The organism is Lewinella sp. W8, assembly GCF_004375085.3.
Taxonomy (GTDB): Bacteria; Bacteroidota; Bacteroidia; order Chitinophagales; family Saprospiraceae; genus Neolewinella.
In genome coordinates, this window is the sequence record NZ_SNAQ03000032.1 from 1 (window position 1) to 19,475 (window position 19,475).

The 19,475-nt window shown below is 56.8% G+C and carries 8 protein-coding genes; 7 read left to right on the forward strand and 1 reads right to left on the reverse strand.

The genetic code is table 11. The annotated features are described in order from the left end of the window. Nucleotides 1-8,215, reverse strand: an 8,215-nt coding sequence (locus tag E1J53_RS23115; RefSeq protein ID WP_173021615.1) for a vWA domain-containing protein, incomplete at its 3' end; no start/stop codon positions are given. Nucleotides 8,216-9,551: 1,336 nt separating this feature from the next. On the opposite strand from E1J53_RS23115, the gene E1J53_RS23120 reads away from it, so the two are divergent. The 7 genes from E1J53_RS23120 to cysQ all read left to right on the forward strand — a co-directional run bounded on the left by E1J53_RS23120 (nucleotide 9,552) and on the right by cysQ (nucleotide 19,460). Then, nucleotides 9,552-12,563, forward strand: coding sequence for a T9SS type A sorting domain-containing protein (locus tag E1J53_RS23120; protein WP_134274748.1), 3,012 nt, complete (start codon nucleotides 9,552-9,554; stop codon nucleotides 12,561-12,563). Between the two features lie 746 nt (nucleotides 12,564-13,309). Beyond that, nucleotides 13,310-13,888, forward strand: coding sequence for a GNAT family N-acetyltransferase (locus E1J53_RS23125; RefSeq protein WP_134274749.1), 579 nt, complete (start codon nucleotides 13,310-13,312; stop codon nucleotides 13,886-13,888). Between the two features lie 30 nt (nucleotides 13,889-13,918). Further along, on the forward strand, nucleotides 13,919-15,109 hold the full coding sequence (locus tag E1J53_RS23130) for an argininosuccinate synthase (protein WP_134274750.1): 1,191 nt from the start codon (nucleotides 13,919-13,921) through the stop codon (nucleotides 15,107-15,109). Nucleotides 15,110-15,115: 6 nt separating this feature from the next. After that, on the forward strand, nucleotides 15,116-16,084 hold the full coding sequence (gene argC, locus E1J53_RS23135; RefSeq protein ID WP_134274751.1) for an N-acetyl-gamma-glutamyl-phosphate reductase: 969 nt from the start codon (nucleotides 15,116-15,118) through the stop codon (nucleotides 16,082-16,084). Between the two features lie 125 nt (nucleotides 16,085-16,209). Then, nucleotides 16,210-17,349 (forward strand): aspartate aminotransferase family protein, encoded by a 1,140-nt coding sequence (locus E1J53_RS23140; RefSeq protein ID WP_134274752.1) that lies wholly within the window; start codon nucleotides 16,210-16,212, stop codon nucleotides 17,347-17,349. A gap of 156 nt (nucleotides 17,350-17,505) precedes the next feature. Further along, on the forward strand, nucleotides 17,506-18,450 hold the full coding sequence (locus E1J53_RS23145; RefSeq protein ID WP_134274753.1) for an N-acetylornithine carbamoyltransferase: 945 nt from the start codon (nucleotides 17,506-17,508) through the stop codon (nucleotides 18,448-18,450). A 209-nt stretch (nucleotides 18,451-18,659) separates the two neighbouring features. After that, complete coding sequence (gene cysQ / locus E1J53_RS23150) at nucleotides 18,660-19,460, forward strand: 3'(2'),5'-bisphosphate nucleotidase CysQ (RefSeq protein ID WP_134274754.1); 801 nt, start codon at nucleotides 18,660-18,662, stop codon at nucleotides 19,458-19,460. The last annotated feature ends 15 nt before the right edge of the window (nucleotides 19,461-19,475 follow it).

The window sequence follows — 19,475 nt, forward strand, 5'->3', positions numbered from 1 at the left end:
ATCCGTTACAGACGTCAACCTGGTAGGGATCTACGGAGGGCGTGACGGTGACGGAGCTGCAGTCGTCGGTTGCCGTCAGGGTTTCCTGAGTGGGCAGGGGATCATCGCAGTCGATGTCGGCGATGGGCGCGGGCTCTTCGAGTACGGGTGACTCGGTGTCGGGGCGTACGTTGAAGGTCACCGTTTCCACGTCCTGGTTGCCGCAGGCATCGCGGGCTACCCAGCGGTAGGTGATGCTGTATCCGTTACAGACGTCAACCTGGTAGGGATCTACGGAGGGCGTGACGGTGACGGAGCTGCAGTCGTCGGTTGCCGTCAGGGTTTCCTGAGTGGGCAGGGGATCATCGCAGTCGATGTCGGCGATGGGTGCGGGCTCTTCGAGTACGGGTGACTCGGTGTCGGGTAGTACGTTGAAGGTCACCGTTTCCACGTCCTGGTTGCCGCAGGCATCCACGGCTACCCAGCGGTAGGTGATGCTGTATCCGTTACAGACGTCAACCTGGTAGGGATCTACGGAAGGCGTGACGGTAACGGAGCTGCAGTCGTCGGTTGCCGTCAGGGTTTCCTGCGTGGGCAGGGGATCGTCGCAGTTGATGTCGGCGATGGGTGCGGGCTCTTCGAGTACGGGCGACTCGGTGTCGGGGCGTACGTTGAAGGTCACCGTTTCCACGTCCTGGTTGCCGCAGGCATCCACGGCTACCCAGCGGTAGGTGATGCTGTATCCGTTACAGACGTCAACCTGGTAGGGATCTACGGAAGGTGTGACGGTAACGGAGCTGCAGTCGTCGGTTGCCGTCAGGGTTTCCTGAGTGGGCAGGGGATCGTCGCAGTCGATGTCGGCGATGGGTGCGGGTTCTTCGAGTACGGGCGACTCGGTATCGGGGCGTACGTTGAAAGTTACCGTTTCCACGTCCTGGTTGCCGCAGGCATCCACGGCTACCCAGCGGTAGGTGATGCTGTATCCGTTACAGACGTCAACCTGGTAGGGATCTACGGAAGGCGTGACGGTAACGGAGCTGCAGTCGTCGGTTGCCGTCAGGGTTTCCTGCGTGGGCAGGGGATCGTCGCAGTTGATGTCGGCGATGGGTGCGGGCTCTTCGAGTACGGGTGACTCGGTGTCGGGCCGTACGTTGAAGGTTGCCGTTTCCACGTCCTGGTTGCCGCAGGCATCCACGGCTACCCAGCGGTAGGTGATGCTGTATCCGTTACAGACGTCAACCTGGTAGGGATCTACGGAAGGCGTCACGGTTACGGAGCTGCAGTCGTCGGTTGCCGTCAGGGTTTCCTGCGTGGGCAGGGGATCGTTGCAGTTGATGTCGGTGATGGGGGCGGGCTCTTCGAGTACGGGCGACTGGGTGTCGGGCAGTACGTTGAAGGTTGCCGTTTCCACGTCCTCGTTGCCGCAGGCATCGTGGGCTACCCAGCGGTAGGTGATGCTGTATCCGTTACAGACGTCAACCTGGTAGGGATCTACGGAGGGCGTCACGGTGATGGAGCTGCAGTCGTCGGTTGCCGTCAGGGTTTCCTGCGTGGGCAGGGGATCGTTGCAGTTGATGTCGGCGATGGGTGCGGGTTCTTCGAGTACGGGCGACTGGGTGTCGGGCAGTACGTTGAAGGTCACCGTTTCCACGTCCTGGTTGCCGCAGGCATCCACGGCTACCCAGCGGTAGGTGATGCTGTATCCGTTACAGACGTCAACCTGGTAGGGGTCCACGGAGGGCGTTACGGTAACGGAGCTGCAGTCGTCGGTTGCCGTCAGGGTTTCCTGAGTGGGTAGGGGATCGTCGCAGTTGATGTCGGCGATGGGCGCGGGCTCTTCGAGTACGGGTGACTGGGTGTCGGGAAGTACGTTGAAGGTGGCGGTTTTTACGCTAGAGTTACCACAATCATCCGTCGCCGTCCAACGATAGGTGATCGGATAGCCATTACAGATATCCACGGTATAGGGATCAACGGAGGGTACGACCGTGACCCCACTACAATTATCCGTTGCCGTCAGGGTTTCCTGAGTGGGTAAGGGATCGTTGCAGGCGATATCCGCAATCGGACTGGGCATCTCCAGAACCGGCGGGTCGGTATCTCTCACCGTAATGGTTTGGACACACTGAGCGGTGTTGCCACAGCAGTCGCTACAGGTCCAGGTGCGGCGAATGGTATAGTTGCCGGCGCAATTACCCGGTACGATCTGATCACTGTAAGTAGGGCCATTGTCGTCGGTACATCCACCTCCGTCGGAGTCACATTCTTCCAGGCAAATCGGAATCGCCCGATTAGCTACGGCGGAGGTCTGAGATCCGCCGTCATTAACCTGTAGGTGGACATTTAGATTATTGTAGGTGCCCGGTGCCAGGGTAAAGCAGGCCTCAAAGCCAAGCGGATCACTGCTATTGGGGTCTTCAACCCACGAGAATCCAGGATCGTTGCCGTCAATGAGTTTATTGCTGTTACCCAGTTTAACGAAGGCATCATCAGCTTGGCGTCTAGCGGTAATACCATCAACCACCAGAACCAAGACACACATCGTTTGCGTATTACAGTCGTAGCGGACGTAAAGCTTAGATTCAACGGGTTTATCGGTTCTGCCCGCGCGGTACATGTCCGCATAGAAATCGTTCGCCAAATTCCAATCACCGAACAGCCCATCGGGCGTTACTCCTCCAGCGTGACTAGGACGAATGGAGGGGTCGCAATCGGTGGCGGGGTCACCGCCGCCTCCACCGGGGCAACTATCACTACAGGTGGCTCGACCCGTAAATGCGGGGCTCGTATCATCCTCACAGTCCACGGTCACGTCGGCCGGACAGGTAATTGTTGGTGGAGTATTGTCTACGGGCGTCAGGGTCTGGCTGGCCGTCTGGGTATTTCCGCAGTCGTCGGTAGCCGTCCAGGTTCTGGTGATGGGTCTTCCGGCGCAGTTCGGTGCTCCGTAAGTATCCACGAAGGTGAGGCTGACGTCCTGGTCACAGTCGTCGGAAGCCTGGGGCGTGGAGAAAACCGGATCGGTGCTGCACTCGAAGGTGCCGTCGGCCCCGACGTGGGTGATGACGGGCTTGCGGGTATCGACGGGCGTCAGGGTTTGACTGGCCGTCTGGGTGTTGCCGCAGTCGTCAGTGGCCGTCCAGGTTCTGGTGATGGGTCTCCCAGCGCAGTTTGGCGCTCCGTAGGTATCCATGAAGGTGAGGCTGACGTCCTGGTCACAGTCGTCGGAAGCCTGGGGCGTGGAGAATACCGGATCGGTGCTGCACTCGAAGGTGCCGTCGGCCCCGACGTGGGTGATGACGGGCTTGCGGGTGTCGACGGGCGTCAGGGTCTGGCTGGCGGTCTCGGTGTTGCCGCAGTCGTCGGTAGCCGTCCAGGTTCTGGTGATGGGTCTTCCGGCGCAGGTAGGCGCTCCGTAGGTATCCACGAAGATTAGGCTGACGTCCTGATCACAGTCGTCGGAAGCCTGGGGCGTGGAGAATACCGGGTCGGTGCCGCACTCGAAGGTGCCGTCAGGCCCAATATGAGTAATCACTGGTTTAGTATTGTCGACCACCTTTATATCGATGGTTACCATGTCCATCTGTCCGCACTCGTCGGTGACCTTGACTTTACAGAGGTAGCGTTTCAGGTAGCCGTCCTGCATACAGTTTCCGTCTTCGTCGATGTCCAGTTCCTGAATGTGGATGTCGGGATCGGAGCAGTCGTCTGTGGCCATGAACCATCCCTTGACGAGGTTATTGGTCAGGCCATTGGGGTAGTCGGAGCACTCCAGGGTAATCATCACCGGATTGGCGGTGAACTCCATGGTGCTGCCGTCAAAGTTGTCGGACAGATCGGTCGGCGCGTTGGCGCTAGGCTTCAGGATGGGGTCGGTATTGTCGGGTACGGTGAAGGTGGCCGAGCAGTCGTCCCGGTTGCCACAGGCATCCTTGCAAACCAGGCGTACCGTTACGGTGCCGCCACACTTGTCGGGAGCCGGGATGTGATCCGAGTTGGTGTAGGCCTGTCCGTTCACGTAATAGGTGGAAGTTGCCCCGCAGTTGTCGGCGCAGCCAAATTGGTCGAGCCAGTTGGCGAAGGCATGATTTACCTGCTGTTGGGTTTTACAGGTACCCATCAACCTGTCATCGGGACAGCTGGCGGTGGGAGCCTCCGTGTCGACGACCTTGATGTCGATGGTGACCATGTCCATCTGTCCGCATTCGTCGGTGACCTTGATTTTGCAGAGGTAGCGCTTCAGGTAGCCGTCCTCAATACAGTTACCGTTTTCGTCGATGTCCAGTTCCTGAATGTGGATGTTGGGATTGGAACAATCGTCGGCGACCATAAACCATCCCTTGACGAGGTTATTGGTCAGGCCGTTGGGGTAGTCGGAGCACTCCAGGTTGATCATCACCGGATCGGAGGTGAACTCCATAGTACCGCCGTCAAAGGCCTGATCGAGATCGGTTGGTGCGTTGGCACTGGGCTTGAGGATAGGATCGGTATTGTCGGGCACGGTGAAGGTGGCCGAGCAGTCGGCGGTCACTCCGCAGCTGTTTTCGCAGACCAGGCGTACTGTGACAGCACCACCGCACTTGTCGGGGGCCGGAATGTGATCCGGATTCGTGTAAGTCTGTCCATCCACGTAGTAGGTGGAAGTTGCCCCACAGTTGTCGGTGCAGCTGAAGTGACCCAGCCAGCTGCGGAACTCCGCGTCAACCTCATCGTCGGTGAGGCAGGCGGAAGAAGCGTCCGTGTTGTCGGGGCAATCCACCACGGGTGGGGTAGAGTCAATGACCTTGATGTCGATGGTTAGTTGGTCCGTCTGACCGCAGTGGTCGGTGACCGAAATGTTGCAGAGGTAGTACTGGAAATACCCGTCTTCTTTGCAGTTGGCGTCGGACTCGGTAACGATTTCATCAATGTGTACGTCCAGGTCCTGGCAGTCATCGCTGACCATGAACCATCCCTGAACGGTCTGATTGAAAATCGGTCCCGAGACCTCATCGCACTCGAAGGTGATGACGACCGGATCGGAAGTGAACTCCATGGTGTTGGCGTCAAAGGCATCGGACAGATCGGTCGGCGCGTTGGCGCTGGGCTTGATGATAGGATCGGTATTGTCGGGCACGGTGAAGGTGGCCGAGCAGTCGGCGGTCACTCCGCAGCTGTTTTCGCAGACCAGGCGTACCGTTACGGCACCACCGCATTTGTCGGGGGCGGGGATGTGATCGGGATTGTCGTAGGCTTGGCCGTTGACGATGTAGGTGGAAGTTGCTCCACAGTTGTCGGTGCAGCTGAAGTGGCCCAGCCAGCTGCGGAACTCCGCGTCAACCTCGTCGTCGGTGAGGCAGGCGGAAGAAGCGTCCGTGTTGTCGGGACAGTCGACCACGGGTGGGGTAGAGTCAATGACCTTGATGTCGATGGTCAGCTGGTCCGTTTGACCGCAGTGGTCGGTGACCGAAATGTTGCAGAGGTAGTACTGGAAATACCCGTCTTCTTTGCAGTCGGCGTCGGACTCGGTAACGATCTCATCAATGTGTACATCCAGGTCCTGGCAGTCATCACTGACCATGAACCATCCCTGAACGGTCTGATTGAAAATCGGTCCCGACACCTCATCGCACTCGAAGGTGATGACGACCGGATCGGAAGTGAACTCCATGGTGTTGGCGTCAAAGGCATCGGACAGATCGGTTGGCGCGTTGGCGCTAGGCTTGATGATGGGATCGGTGTTGTCGGGCACGGTGAAGGTGGCCGAGCAGCCGGCGGTCACTCCGCAGCTGTTTTCGCAAACCAGCATCACCGTGACGGCACCACCGCATTTGTCGGGGGCGGGGATGTGATCGGGATTGTCGTAGGCTTGGCCGTTGACGATGTAGGTGGAAGTTGCCCCACAGTTGTCGGTGCAACTGAATTGACTCAACCAGGACCGGAACTCAGCGTCCACTTCGTCCTGCGTCAGGCAGGCGGAGGAAGCATCGGTATTGTCGGGACAATCCACTACGGGTGGGGTAGAGTCAATAACCTTGATGTCGATGGTTAGTTGGTCCGTTTGACCGCAGTGGTCGGTCACCGAAATGTTGCAGAGGTAGTACTGGAAATACCCGTCTTCTTTGCAGTCGGCGTCGGACTCGGTAACGATCTCATCAATGTGTACGTCCAGGTCCTGACAGTCATCGCTGACCATGAACCATTCCTGAACGGTCTGATTGGAAATGGCCCCCGAGACCTCATCGCACTCGAAGGTGATGACGACCGGATCGGAAGTGAACTCCATGGTGTTAGGATCAAAAGCTCCGCTCAAGTCCGCCGGCGCGTTGGCGCTGGGCTTGATGATGGGGTCGGTATTGTCGGGCACGGTGAAGGTGGCCGAGCAGTCGCTGTCGTTTCCGCAGGCGTTTTCGCACACTAACCGAACGGTTACCGCTCCGCCGCATTTGTCAGGCGCAGGAATGTCGTGCGGGTTTGCGTAGTACTGGCCGTAAGCGTAGTAGGAAGAAGAGAGTAGCGCGCATCCACCGCTGCAAGAAAAATCGTTCAGGAAGTTAGTAAAGCGGTTGTTGACTTGATGCTGATCAAGGCAAGGGGCTACTGTACGGTCATCCGGGCAGTGGCTACTAACTACCGGCGGGGTAATGGTAACCCGCTGGTCACAAGATTCAATCAGTTGATCGTGATTAGCTTGGTAGGTGCCGTTTCCGTTGCCGTCGATGAAGAGAAAGTAGGTCCGGGTAACGGAAAGCCCACCGACGCAGTTATCATCGAGATGTGCTTCGTGCACATCCATTAAGAAGTGCTCGCCACAGTCTTCAACGTTTTTGAATATTCTATTTATGTGGGTCTCAGCGGGAGGAAGTTCACATCCCTCCTCATCAATGTCCAGATTGTGTTTGCAATCGGCAGCGGGAGTACAACAGCCAGTAGCTGCGGCGATGGAGAACGTACAGGTCGTAGTACAATTCTCGTCGTCCGTAATGTTGATGGTGTAGTCTCCGGCGGGAATATCGTTCACGGTAAAGGAGGCCAACCCACCGGAATAATTACCGGCACTCTGCTGGCTGTTGTCGGCATCATTAATGATGGTGTAGGTATAGTTGGGGAAGCCATCCATTACGGTGAAGGTGGCGGTACCCAAAGTGCCATCGCAGAGCTCATCGGTGGTCGCACTAACGTGGCAGCTAGGACTGCCTTCTTCCACGGTTACTACACACTGATCGTCCCGGAAGCAGTCGCCGGAGGCCTGGATATTCACCGTGTAGGTACCCGCAGATAGGTTATTAATGACCACGGGATTGCTGCTCGTCTGGAACGAGGACATCCCGGCAACCTGAATGGTATACGGTGCCTGAACGTCGCTGGCAATCTGAATGGAGATTTGACCATTACTTTGATCAGTACAGGTGGGCTCTACTTCACAGGTGGTAGCAATGGGGCAGAGGTTATTGGCGAATTCAGCCAGGCAGTTCTGGAGATTACTGAAATTAGGTTCAATGGCGTAATCAGCGGTAGCAAGACTCAGTGCATCACCGCTGTCGTTGGGGTTGTATTGGGTCGGACCGGAAATGTCGCTCAGGAACCCCTGGTTGAAGTTGGCGCCAATCCCCAGGGCAAAGAGGTGGGTTCCTTCATTGCGAAGCTTATTGGCAACCTGTACGGGATTGTAAATTTCTGCCTCTTGGGTAGAAGCACCGGAACCACAAAATGAGGCAGAGGAGGTAGGAGAAGTACCATTTGTTACGTAGGCAGTTGGATTTCCGTCCGTGAACATCAGGGTCAGGTCAGATACCGGTAAAGCATCCGCCAGCATGAAGGCTGCCTGCCAGTTTGTTGCACCGTTATTCCCACTCGGAACCGTGTATACTTGACCGGTAAAACTACCGGAGTTGGTCGCCGTCCCAGAAAAATAATTGCTCATCCCGGTAACTACGTCGGCCACGGGAGTGTATGCGTTTACTACGTAATTGCCAAAAGTTCCGTACTCAATAATGGCTACCTGAACGGGAGTACAAGCAAGTTCTTCAAGAAAAGCCATTACTCCGTTTCGCATGTCGGTCTGAAACCCGTTGAGTGAATTCGACTCGTCGATCATAATGATCAATTTGAGTGGAGATTCACAAGTAAGTACCAAATCCGGGTTCGCGTTGGTATTGTAATTCGGACAGCTGTCACAGTTATTGCCCGGAGTATTGTTCGGACAGAAATTCTGCGCCCCTACCGGACTGCTGAACAGTAGGGCCAGCAGGGCCAAGGCATTGATGGTTAGTAGTTTGAGATTTTTTTTAAACGCTCGGGAAAATGAAGTCACCTTCCCTCGATTTCGGGAATGGTGGATTAGGTTCAGGTTATTCATAGCATTGCTTTTTGATCAGACCGCGCAATAGGGTACTGGGCCAGGCTGCGACGACAGCTGGCAAAAAATGCGGTTAGGCGATTGGTGGCATAACCTCCCCAATACCCACTAAGGGGCTTAGAGAAGTCTAGCCGGAAATGATGTGTTGATGGAGGGTTTTTACGGAGAAGAGTTTAGTTCATAGCAGATGGTTTAGTTCATAGCAATAAAGCGTCAATCCTTATCCCCTGGAGGAAGAATTGAAAAGGTCTTGATTCACGATAGCAAATGGGGGAAAAGCCCGGCGGGCGGAAAGTCCACCCGCCTTGAAATCTTATGGGCGAATTAGGATAGGTTGTTCATAGCATTTAATACGTAACCAAAAAAATAAACTGGTGTCATCCTGCACATACAGGATGGTTAGTCTTCTACTGCAACGCAGCGATTAGGCCGTGAGAGACTATGGTGTATTGAACTGTATGTGTGTAAGGTCGGGATGAGAGACCCGCCGTTCTTCCATGCAACTACTAGAGGTGTAGTTGTGGGGATTCAAAGCGTCTATTGACCACAATATACGCCCTAAACAATAAGATTACAAGTCGTTACACCCAATTTAAGAAATATACGGGAAAACCCTTAGGAAGAAATGACTTAGGGATAAACACGATGTATTTGGCTGATTGCTAATCTGTTGTAAAAACATTGATTTAGTGATGTTTTCATGTGTTGTCGCCGGGGCCCGGAGAATACGGGGGGTGAAGAGGGAAATCGAGGGGATAGAGATTTTTAGGAATTCTTTGCTCCTCACCCGTGGCATGGCACCTGCTCCGCCAAAAAAATCATCTTCTGCCAGGAAACCGAAGCACACACTCGGTGGATACATTTTTCACTTCATGGTAGGCTTTTGGCTGCTTTTGTAAGCAAATAATGGCTGCCGCAGGTGCCAAATCGTCCAGTAGGGCAGTGGCCTAGGGAGCGTAATCTGCCTAAATGCCACCTGTCCGACACTTTTCGACCGCCGGATTAAGTGGTAGTATTGGCTTAACGGTAATTTTATATCTTTGACGGCCTTTACTCCTAGAATTGATCAACATGGGATCAAGACGTAAAGAAGGGCTGGTGATGCCAGTACTTTTTTTCCGTGGAGTGTGAACACGTACCTCAGAACCTACGTATAGTAACGAATTCACGAGAAAGGCCGGAAGGTTCCGGCCCGTTCGCCTTACATCAATATCTGTATAAACCACATCTATTTATGAAGCAACTGCTACTAACTGCTTGCTTGTCGTTTTTCGCCATCGGCCTGAGTGCCCAGGTGGTGTACGTAAACGACGACGTTGCCGTACCCGGTGACGGATCCTCATGGGACAACGCATACGCTAACCTGAACGACGCCCTGTTGGCCGCTGCCTCCGGCAGCGAAGTATGGATCGCCCAGGGAACCTACATTACCCCCGATTCCTCCGCCTTCATCGTTGATAACAAGTCCCTCACCATCCTCGGTGGATTCGTGGGCAACGAAACCATGGCCAGCGAGGCCGACCCCGAAAAGAACGCCACCATCCTGAGTGGTGACGTCATGCAGAACGACGTCCAGGGTTCCTTCGACAGCCTCAGCCGCGTCGATAACCAGCGCGTACTGATCGTCGCCGATACCAACGCCGTGAGCACCTTTACGGTCACCATCGACGGACTGATCCTTCAGGACGGCAGCCTCCCCGAGTTCGTCGACGGTAGCCTCGTACCCTTTGCCGGCGGCGGTCTGTGGACCACGGCCAAAGTAGCCGTTTCCCGCACGACCTTCCGGGCAAACTACGCGCCTTTCGGTTCGGCCATCTTCGCCATCTTTGAAAATACGGCCGGTTCTACTTTCGACGACATCGTGGTCGAAGACAACTACGCCGGTGACGACGGTACGATCTACGTTCGCCTGACGAACGACGTTACCTTCAGCAACTCCAGCTTCTCCGCCGCCGCAGAATCAGCGGCCCGCAGTGGTATGGTTTTCGCCCTCGAGGCCACGGGCCTCACCATTGAAGGCTGTGACTTCAAAAACATCGACAGCCCCGTCTGGCGCGGTTCCGGAATCAGAACGTCCGACGTGCTCGGTATCGACATTTCTAACTGTACGTTTGACTCCCTGAGTGCCGACCTCGGTGCGGCCATCTACCTGCGTAATGGTAACGACTTTGAGCCCATGCGTGCCCCCGACGCTACCGAAGCCGTCATGGACAGCTGTACGTTCACCAACATCGCCAGCGACCGCTGGGGAGGTGCCATCTTTATCGGTAACGTCAGCCACAGTGTCACCAACTCTTCCTTCACCGACGTGGAAGGTAACGCCGGCGGTGGCCTTGGTGGTGCCATGTACGCCCAGAACGGAGATACTTACCCCTACGCCTACGTAGCGGATAACCTGACCTTCACCCGCGTAGACGGTGGCCCCGGTGGTGCTCACTTCTGGTTCACCGACGGACTGGACATTACCCTGACCAACTCCAGCTACACCGACATTAGCGGTAACGCGAGTGGTGGTGGAGTATACTTCAATGGCTCCGCTGACTTCGCCGACACGGCGACCCTGGCCAACCTGACGTTTGAAAACGTAGTGGGTGGCGGATTCGGCGGTGGCCTGATCCTGCTGAGCCAGAACTTCGTGGCCGACAGTCTCTCCTTTAGCATGGTTGAAGGTGGTGCAACTGGCGGCGTTGGTGGCGGTATGTACGCCCAGGGCCCCGGCATGTACGCCGAAGTGACCAACTCTTCCTTCGAACAGTGCCGCGGCACTTCCGGCAGCGGATTGGGCGTAAACAACGTCGGCGGTGGTGGTGTCACCATCGTACGCAACTCTACCTTCGATAACAACGGTGGCGCGGCCGCAGCCTTCCGGGGTGGTGGCTTCCTGCTGTTCGGTAACGGTGGTGCCGTACCTTCTGACCTGACCGTCGACAACTGTACTTTCACCAACAACCGGATTACCTCCGAGCAGGGCGTAATCTCCGGTGGTGGCGGTATGTACGTCAACGGTGACCTGGAACCGATGAACCTGACCATCACGAATTCCCTGTTTGACGCCAACTCTGCGCTGGAGCAGGAAAACGGTGCCGGTATCTTCCTGATTGACGGAGTGAACGGTACGATTGACGATACGGACTTCTTCAACAACAACGCCACCAGCGACGGTGGTGCCCTGGCTACCTTCATGTTCCCCGTGATCGATACGGTGGATATGGTACAGCGCACGCGCTTCCCCGACTTTGACGTTACGGTAAGCAACGCCCTGATCATCCTCAACACCGCCGACAACCAGGGTGGTGCGGTTTCTACCCAGCGTACGGGCATGAACTTCACCAACTGTGTATTTGCCAACAACCAGGTTACTACCGACGGTAACAGCGGTGGTGCGATCATCTTCAACGGTCACTCTCCCGCCTTCGACCAGGGTGGTGAGCTGCTGTTCAGCGGTGAGATCGCCATTGACGTACAGCTGATCCACAATACCTTCTTCAGCAACTTTAAGGGTACGTCTGACGTAGCTGTTGGTGAGCAAATCGCTTTCTTCCAGCCCGACAACATCACCAACGCCGACGTAAACTCCATGACCGTTCAGCTCCTGAACAACGTGTTCTTCAGTGATACGGGTAACCCGAACCTGGAAGTGGAACTGGCCGGTGAAGGTGTTGAAATTGGTAACCTGATGGTTACCTCTCTCGGTGGAAACTTCTTCGACGCAGAGAACGGCGAGAACCTCGGCCTCGACACCTCCGGTGACATCGTCCAGGAAGGCGTGGATGCGGAGGACTTCTTCGTGGATCCCTTCGAAGACAACCCCGACGCGGAATTTGCCGACGTTACGCCCCTCTACGACGAAATGAACCCCGACGCTAACCCACTGGTGGGTGGAGCAGTCCTGAATGAACTGGTGCCCGACGCCGGTATCTTCGGTAACCCCCGCGGTGACTCCCCCGAAATTGGCGCCATCGAGCTTCCCTTCGGTCTGACCAGCGTGGAAGACATCGAGGAAAGCGGACTGGACATGTCCTTCTTCCCCAACCCCACGGTCAACGAGGTGAACATTCAGCACAACGACCCCACCATCAGCACCTTCACCGTACTGGTGACGGATATGCAGGGACGGATCGTTACCGGACGTCAGTTCCGTGAAATGAACAACCGCCTGGACGTGAGCGCACTGCCTACTGGTGTCTACAACCTGCAACTGATGATCAATGGTCGTCAGTACAGCAAGCAGATCGTTAAGCAGTAATTACGACCTGAGCGAGCGCAAACTCCTCCGGGAGTAAGCATTCATCTGGCCTTCTGTGGCCTCCTCCGTATTTTCGGAGGAGTCCGCAGAAGGCCTTTTTATTGCTCAGCCCTGCCGGCCCTCGGCGTCGTCGCAGGCCGCGATGCTACTCCGAAGGCCTCGGCACCAGGTGCGCGATGCATCGGATGACCCTTCGCGCTGCTCCGGAGACATCCGATGAACGCTTCTTCCTTCTATTAGCCTTCTCCTCTACCCCATAGTCTGCTCCTGCTTGCTACCCACTACCGGCTCCTTTGTCCGCTCGAAGTGGAACTTCTCGGCCGTGCCCGCGATGCATCGGATGACCCGTCGCGTTGCTCCGGAGACATCCGATGAACGCTTCTTTTTTCTTCTTTCTCCCTTTCCTCCTTCTACACCCGCCACTTGATCCTTACGCCTGAATCCTGAATCCTAAATCCTAAATCCTCTATTTACGGCCCCTAAGCAAATGCCCGGCACCTGCGTCCGCGCCAAAAAATACGGACGACCGTTGTGGTTTCCCGCGAAAAGCCCCTAATTTTGCCCCTAATGAACGTCTTTGCATCGCACCTCATCCGACGACTCCGACGAAGGAGTAGGATTCAGTAAGCCTTCCGCCCGTTTCCGTGGCCCGAAGGCCCGCCACTTTTCTGTGGCTTTCCCATGATGCAATTCCTCTCCTTTTTTCATTCCAGGTCGTCGTTCCGGCGATCTTTCTCTTTCTTACTATGCAGATCAATATTCAGGTGGCTCAGCCAGAGCACGCCGTACACGCACCAGCGATATGCGATCTAATGGCAGAATCCGCCAAAGCCCGCGGAACCGGTATCGCCAAACGCAAGCCCGACTATCTGGAGGAGAAAATTCGCACGGGTAAGGCCGTCATTGCGCTGGTGGAAAATGAGTTGGCCGGGTTCAGCTACATCGAAACCTGGAGCCACGGAAAGTACGTGGCCAATTCCGGACTGATCGTTAACCCCAAATTCCGACGGCTCGGCCTGGCGAGGAAAATCAAGAAAGCCGTTTTTGAGTTGTCGCGTCAGAAATATCCCGACGCCCGGATTTTTGGCATCACCACCAGCCTGGCGGTGATGAAGATCAACAGCGACCTGGGGTACCGTCCCGTTACCTTTTCGGAACTCACCCAGGACGATGCCTTCTGGGCGGGATGTTCCTCCTGCCCGAATTTCGACATCCTCACCCGCAACGAGCGCATGATGTGCCTCTGCACGGCCATGATGGCCCCGAGCGCCAACGAGGAGCGACAGATGAAAATTGACCTCAGCGACATGATCGTTGAGAGCTAAATACCCTTCCCCCCCAAAAGCAATCACCCGATGGCCAAAAAAATTGTACTCGCCTATAGCGGCGGACTGGACACCAGCTTCTGCATTAAATACCTCACGGAGGAAAAGGGCTACGAAATTCACGCCCTTACCGTAGATACCGGCGGATTCTCCGAAGAAGAAATCAAGGAAATGGAAGCCCGGGCACTGGCCCTGGGGGCCAGCAGCTACCGACGCGAAGACGTGACGGAGGCTTACTACCGGGAGTGCCTGCGCTTCCTGGTGTACGGTAACTGTCTGCGCTACCAGACGTATCCCATGTCCGTCAGCGCCGAACGGATGTTCCAGGCCATGAGTACGGCCCGCTACGCGGTGGAGATCGAAGCGGATGGCGTGGCCCACGGAAGTACGGGGGCCGGAAACGACCAGGTCCGCTTTGACCTGGCCTTCGAACTGAGCGGCCGGGAGCTGGAAATCATTACGCCCATCCGGGATATGCAGCTCAGCCGGCAGGAAGAAGTGGACTACCTGGCCAAGCACGGACTGCAGTGGCCCGAGAAAAAGGGTACTTACAGCATCAATGCGGGCCTCTGGGGCACCTCCGTCGGGGGCGCCGAAACGCTGACCAGCCACCAGTCGCTGCCCGAAGAAGCCTGGCCGGTTCCCGTCACCGAAACGGCCTCACGGGATATTGATCTTCACTTCCAAAACGGGGAATTCCGCGGCTTTGACGACCAGGAGTTCGCTAGCCCCGTCGCGGCCATCAAGGCCCTGGAGGCACTGGCGGCTCCCTTTGGCGTGGGGCGGGATATCCACGTCGGAGACACCATCATCGGCATCAAGGGGCGGGTAGGCTTCGCCGCCGCCGCGGCGGTGCTCATCCTGAAGGGACACCACCTGCTGGAAAAACACACCCTGGGTAAATGGCAGCTGTTCTGGAAGGAACAGCTGGCAAACTGGTACGGCATGATGCTGCACGAAGGGCAGTTCCTGGATCCCGTCATGCGGGACGTGGAGGCTTTCCTGGAAAGTAGTCAGGGAACCGTGAACGGTACGGTCCACGTAACGCTGCACCCCCATCGCTTCGAACTGCGGGGCATTACCTCCCCCGACGACCTGCTGGGCGCCGGGTTCGGCGCCTACGGAGAAATGAATAAGGGCTGGTCGGGAGAAGACGTGAAGGGCTTCACCAAAATTCTGAGCGTTCCCGGACGGATTCGTAACGCCGTGGCCAATAAATAGTACAGCATGGAAAGCACACAAAAGCCAAGGGTTGGCATCATTGGGGGCGGTGGGTACACCGCCGGAGAGCTGCTGCGCATTCTGGTGCACCACCCGGGAGTGGACCTGGCCTTCGTCCAGAGCCAGAGTCAGGCCGGAGCTCCCCTCCATGCGGTGCACTCGGACCTGATCGGGGATACGGACATGATCTTCACGGATGAGGCCGGAGACGCCGACGTTATCTTTCTCTGTATGGGCCACGGCCGTTCCCGGGGATGGGTGGAGCAGCACCTGCCGGCTCCGGAAACCATCATCGTGGACCTTAGCACGGACTACCGGATGGACGACAACTGGGTCTACGGCCTCCCGGAGCTGAACCGCGCCGCGCTGCGCGGCGCCCGACGGATCGCCAATCCGGGCTGTTTCGCCACCGCCATCCAGCTGGGGCTGCTGCCGCTGGTGGCCGCCGGCCTCGCCGAGGGCGAGGTCCACATCAACGGCATCACCGGCAGCACCGGTGCCGGCCAGCAACCGGTGCCCACCACCCACTTCAGCTGGCGCAACGCCAACGTTTCCATCTACAAGGCCTTCCGCCACCAGCACCTTGCGGAAATCGGCAGAAGCGCGGCCCAACTCGGCCGAAAGTCCACCACCGGCCTGAATTTCCTGCCGGTTCGTGGACCCTTTGCCCGTGGCATCTACGTCAGCCAGTACGTCGAGGCGAACGTCAGCACGGAAGATCTGCGCGACATTTTCTCCAGCTACTACCAGGGCGCCGCCTTTACGCACGTAACCACGGAAAACCCGAACCTGAAACAGGTCGTCAACACCAATAAAGGACTGGTTTTCGCGGAGGAGCACGACGGCAAAGCCCTCGTCATCTCCATGATCGATAACCTCCTCAAGGGCGCCAGCGGACAGGCCGTCCAAAACATGAACCTGGCCCTCGGCCTCGACGAAACCACCGGCCTCCACCTCAAAGCCAGTATGTTCTAACCAGCAACCAGCAACTAGTAACTAGTAACGAAAAACTCCCCCTAAGCACCCTCAAAGGAGCTACGCACACTTCGAGGTGCGGGTTAAACTTCAACCAGCAACCAGTAACCAGTAACCCCTCCCCCATGCACCTTTTTGATGTTTATTCCCTCTACGATCTCGAGCCCGTCCGGGGCCAGGGCGCCTACGTTTACGACCAAGAGAGCCGGGAAATCCTGGACTTCTACGGTGGTCATGCCGTCATCAGTATCGGTCACGCGCACCCCCACTACGTGGAAAAATTACGCGATCAGGTAGGAAAATTGGGATTTTACAGCAACAGCGTCCACAACCGACTGCAGCAGGAATTGGCGGATAAGTTGGGGGCGCTCTCCGGTCTGGATGACTACGGCTTGTTCCTGGTCAGCAGCGGAGCCGAGGCGAACGAGAATGCCCTGAAGCTGGCCAGCTTTCATACGGGCCGCCGGCGCATCATCGCTTTCCACGGGGCCTTTCACGGGCGGACCTCCGCGGCCGTCAACGCCACGGATAACGAGAACATCAAGGCCCCGATCAACCGGAATTATCCGGTGGAGTTTCTGCCGATGAACGATTTGCCGGCCGTCCGCAAAGCGCTGGCCGAGGGAGACGTTGCGGCCGTGATCATCGAGGGCGTGCAGGGGGTTGGGGGTATTTACGTCCCCGACCCGGAATTCCTGGAAGCCCTGCCGGATCTGTGTCACGAACACGGTGCGGTGTTGATTCTGGACGAAGTCCAGTCCGGGTACGGCCGTACGGGGAAGTTTTTTGCTTTTCAGCACGCCAACTTACGGCCGGACATCGTCACCATGGCCAAGGGGATGGGCAACGGCTTCCCACTGGGGGGACTGCTGATCCACCCCGCGTTTGAAGCCAAAAAAGGGATGCTGGGGACCACGTACGGCGGCAATCACTTGGCCTGCGCGGCGGGCATTGCCGTACTGGACGTACTGGAACGGGAGAATCTGCTGGACAATGCCGCTGACATGGGCGACTACCTGATGATGGAGCTTGGTGCCACCGGCTTGTTCGAGGAAGTACGGGGCTATGGTCTGATGATTGGCCTCCAGATGGGGGAGCCCATTTCCCCCCTGCGGAAACGACTGCTCTTCGATCACGGCGTATTTACCGGCTCCTCCAGCGATCCGAACACCATTCGTCTGTTGCCTCCCCTCAACGTGACGCAGGAGCAATGCGATCAACTGATTGCCGCCTTTGTGGCAGCCCTGACGGAGCAACCGGCATAAAGCCAGCCGGGATTTTTTGGTTTTTCTGGCGAGGTCGCAGGTGCCAGCAACCGGGCGAGGAGCAAGGTACTGTCGCCGAATGAATCAGATTGCCTAGTATTGCAGAGAAAATTCTACCTACCCAAACCCGGCCTATCCACTATTCTAAACAATCCCATGAATCAGTTTCTCTCCGCTCACGACATTAAAGACATTGACGGCCTGATTGAGCGGGCCCAGCGGCACAAGGCCGCGCCCTTTGGTTTTGACGACGTTGGCTACAACAAGACGGTCATCAACCTCTTTTTCAATCCCAGTCTCCGGACCCGCATCAGCACCGAAAAGGCCGCCACCCAACTGGGGTTTCAGGTCATCACTTACGACGCTTCCGGGGGCTGGAACATCGAATTTGACGAAGGCGCCACGATGAATCTGGATACCGCCGAGCACGTCCGGGAGGCCGCCGGAGTACTGAGTCAGTACTGCGACGTCCTCTGCGTGCGTTCCTTCCCGTCCCTGACGGACCGGGAGGCGGACTACGCCGACCACGTCATCAAGTCCTTCGTTAAATACGCTACCGTACCGGTAGTGAGCCTGGAATCCGCTACCCGGCATCCGCTGCAAAGCTTGGCCGACTGCATCACGATCACCGAGAACAGCAGTCGTCCCCGGCCTAAGGTGGTGCTTACCTGGGCGCCGCATCCGCGGCGCCTGCCCCAGGCGGTAGCCAACTCCTTTGCCGAGTGGATGGTAAAGTGGGATAAGGTCGACCTGGTGATCACCAATCCCGAAGGTTTTGATCTGGCGCCGGAGTTTACGAAAGGCGCTAAGGTGATGCACGACCAGGCGGAGGCCTTTCGTAATGCCGACTTCGTCTACGCCAAGAACTGGTCCAGCTACGCCGATTACGGCCAGACGGCCGACCTCCCCGGCTGGATGGTCGATGAAGCCAAGATGGGCCTGACCAATAATGCCTACTTCATGCATTGTCTTCCCGTTCGGCGCAACGTTGTGGTCTCCGATGGCGTTCTGAACAGCAATCGGTCTCTGGTGCTCCAGCAGGCCAACAACCGCACCTGGAGCGCCCAGGCCGTCCTCGAAGCCATCATGCGGGGAGAATAACCAGCAACTAGACCAGCAACCAGCAACTAGCACCTAAGTAAGGCTGTAAGAATATCTACTTTCAAAAATGCTATTCGTCCGATAAACTTATATCCGACTACGTCAGGACATAAGGATTTGGCGGACGATCTGGCAAGAAAATAGGTAGTAGGTATTTTTGATCTCCTACTTAGTAACTAGCAACCCAACAACCAGCAACTAGCAACCAGATGAACTACTTAGCACTCGCCGCCGAGGTCGGCCAGATTACCCGCGAGGCGGGAGCGGCCATTCTCGAAGTGTACGATACCGAAGACTTTGGTGTTGAGCACAAGGCGGACGACAGCCCCCTGACCCGCGCGGATCGCGCGGCCAACACCGTCATTGAAGCCGGCCTGCGGGCACTTTCCTTTCGGGCGCCCATCGTTTCCGAAGAGGGTAGGGACGTCCCCTACGCCGAACGGTCCCAGTACACCCGCTTCTGGTTGGTCGATCCGCTGGACGGAACGAAGGAATTCATCAAGCGCAACGGAGAGTTCACGGTCAACATCGCCCTGATTGAAAGCGGTCGCCCGGTACTGGGGGCCGTTTTTGTGCCGGTAACGGGTGAATTGTATTACGCCGCAACCAACCAGGGTGCCTGGAGATTGGCTACCCCCGACGCTACTCCCGAACAACTGCGGGCCGCCACCTTTACGCTGCAGGATCCGCACCTGCGGGTTGTCGCCAGCCGTAGCCACCTCAACGAGGCCACGCAGGCCTTCATGGACAAACTGGATCGCCCGGAAATCGTCAGCCGGGGCAGCTCGCTGAAAATTCTGGAACTGGCGAAAGGAGAAGCACACCTCTATCCTCGGCTGGCTCCCACCATGGAGTGGGATACCGGTGCCGCCCACGCCATTTTACTGGAAGCCGGCGGGAAAATGATCAGCGAAGAAACCAGTCGGGAATTACCCTACAACAAGGAAAATCTGCTCAACCACTTCTTCGTCGCCTACGGCGCGATAAACGAAGGTCAACTCAGTTGCTAACCCCAGAATAGGAAA

What these genes read in the sequence shown, in the direction of transcription:
- E1J53_RS23120 (WP_134274748.1), top strand. Translation starts at nt 9,552, where the DNA reads ATGAAGCAACTGCTACTAACTGCTTGCTTGTCGTTTTTCGCCATCGGC.
- E1J53_RS23130 (WP_134274750.1), top strand. Translation starts at nt 13,919, where the DNA reads ATGGCCAAAAAAATTGTACTCGCCTATAGCGGCGGACTGGACACCAGC.
- argC (WP_134274751.1), top strand. Translation starts at nt 15,116, where the DNA reads ATGGAAAGCACACAAAAGCCAAGGGTTGGCATCATTGGGGGCGGTGGG.
- E1J53_RS23145 (WP_134274753.1), top strand. Translation starts at nt 17,506, where the DNA reads ATGAATCAGTTTCTCTCCGCTCACGACATTAAAGACATTGACGGCCTG.
- E1J53_RS23140 (WP_134274752.1), top strand. Translation starts at nt 16,210, where the DNA reads ATGCACCTTTTTGATGTTTATTCCCTCTACGATCTCGAGCCCGTCCGG.
- E1J53_RS23125 (WP_134274749.1), top strand. Translation starts at nt 13,310, where the DNA reads ATGCAGATCAATATTCAGGTGGCTCAGCCAGAGCACGCCGTACACGCA.
- cysQ (WP_134274754.1), top strand. Translation starts at nt 18,660, where the DNA reads ATGAACTACTTAGCACTCGCCGCCGAGGTCGGCCAGATTACCCGCGAG.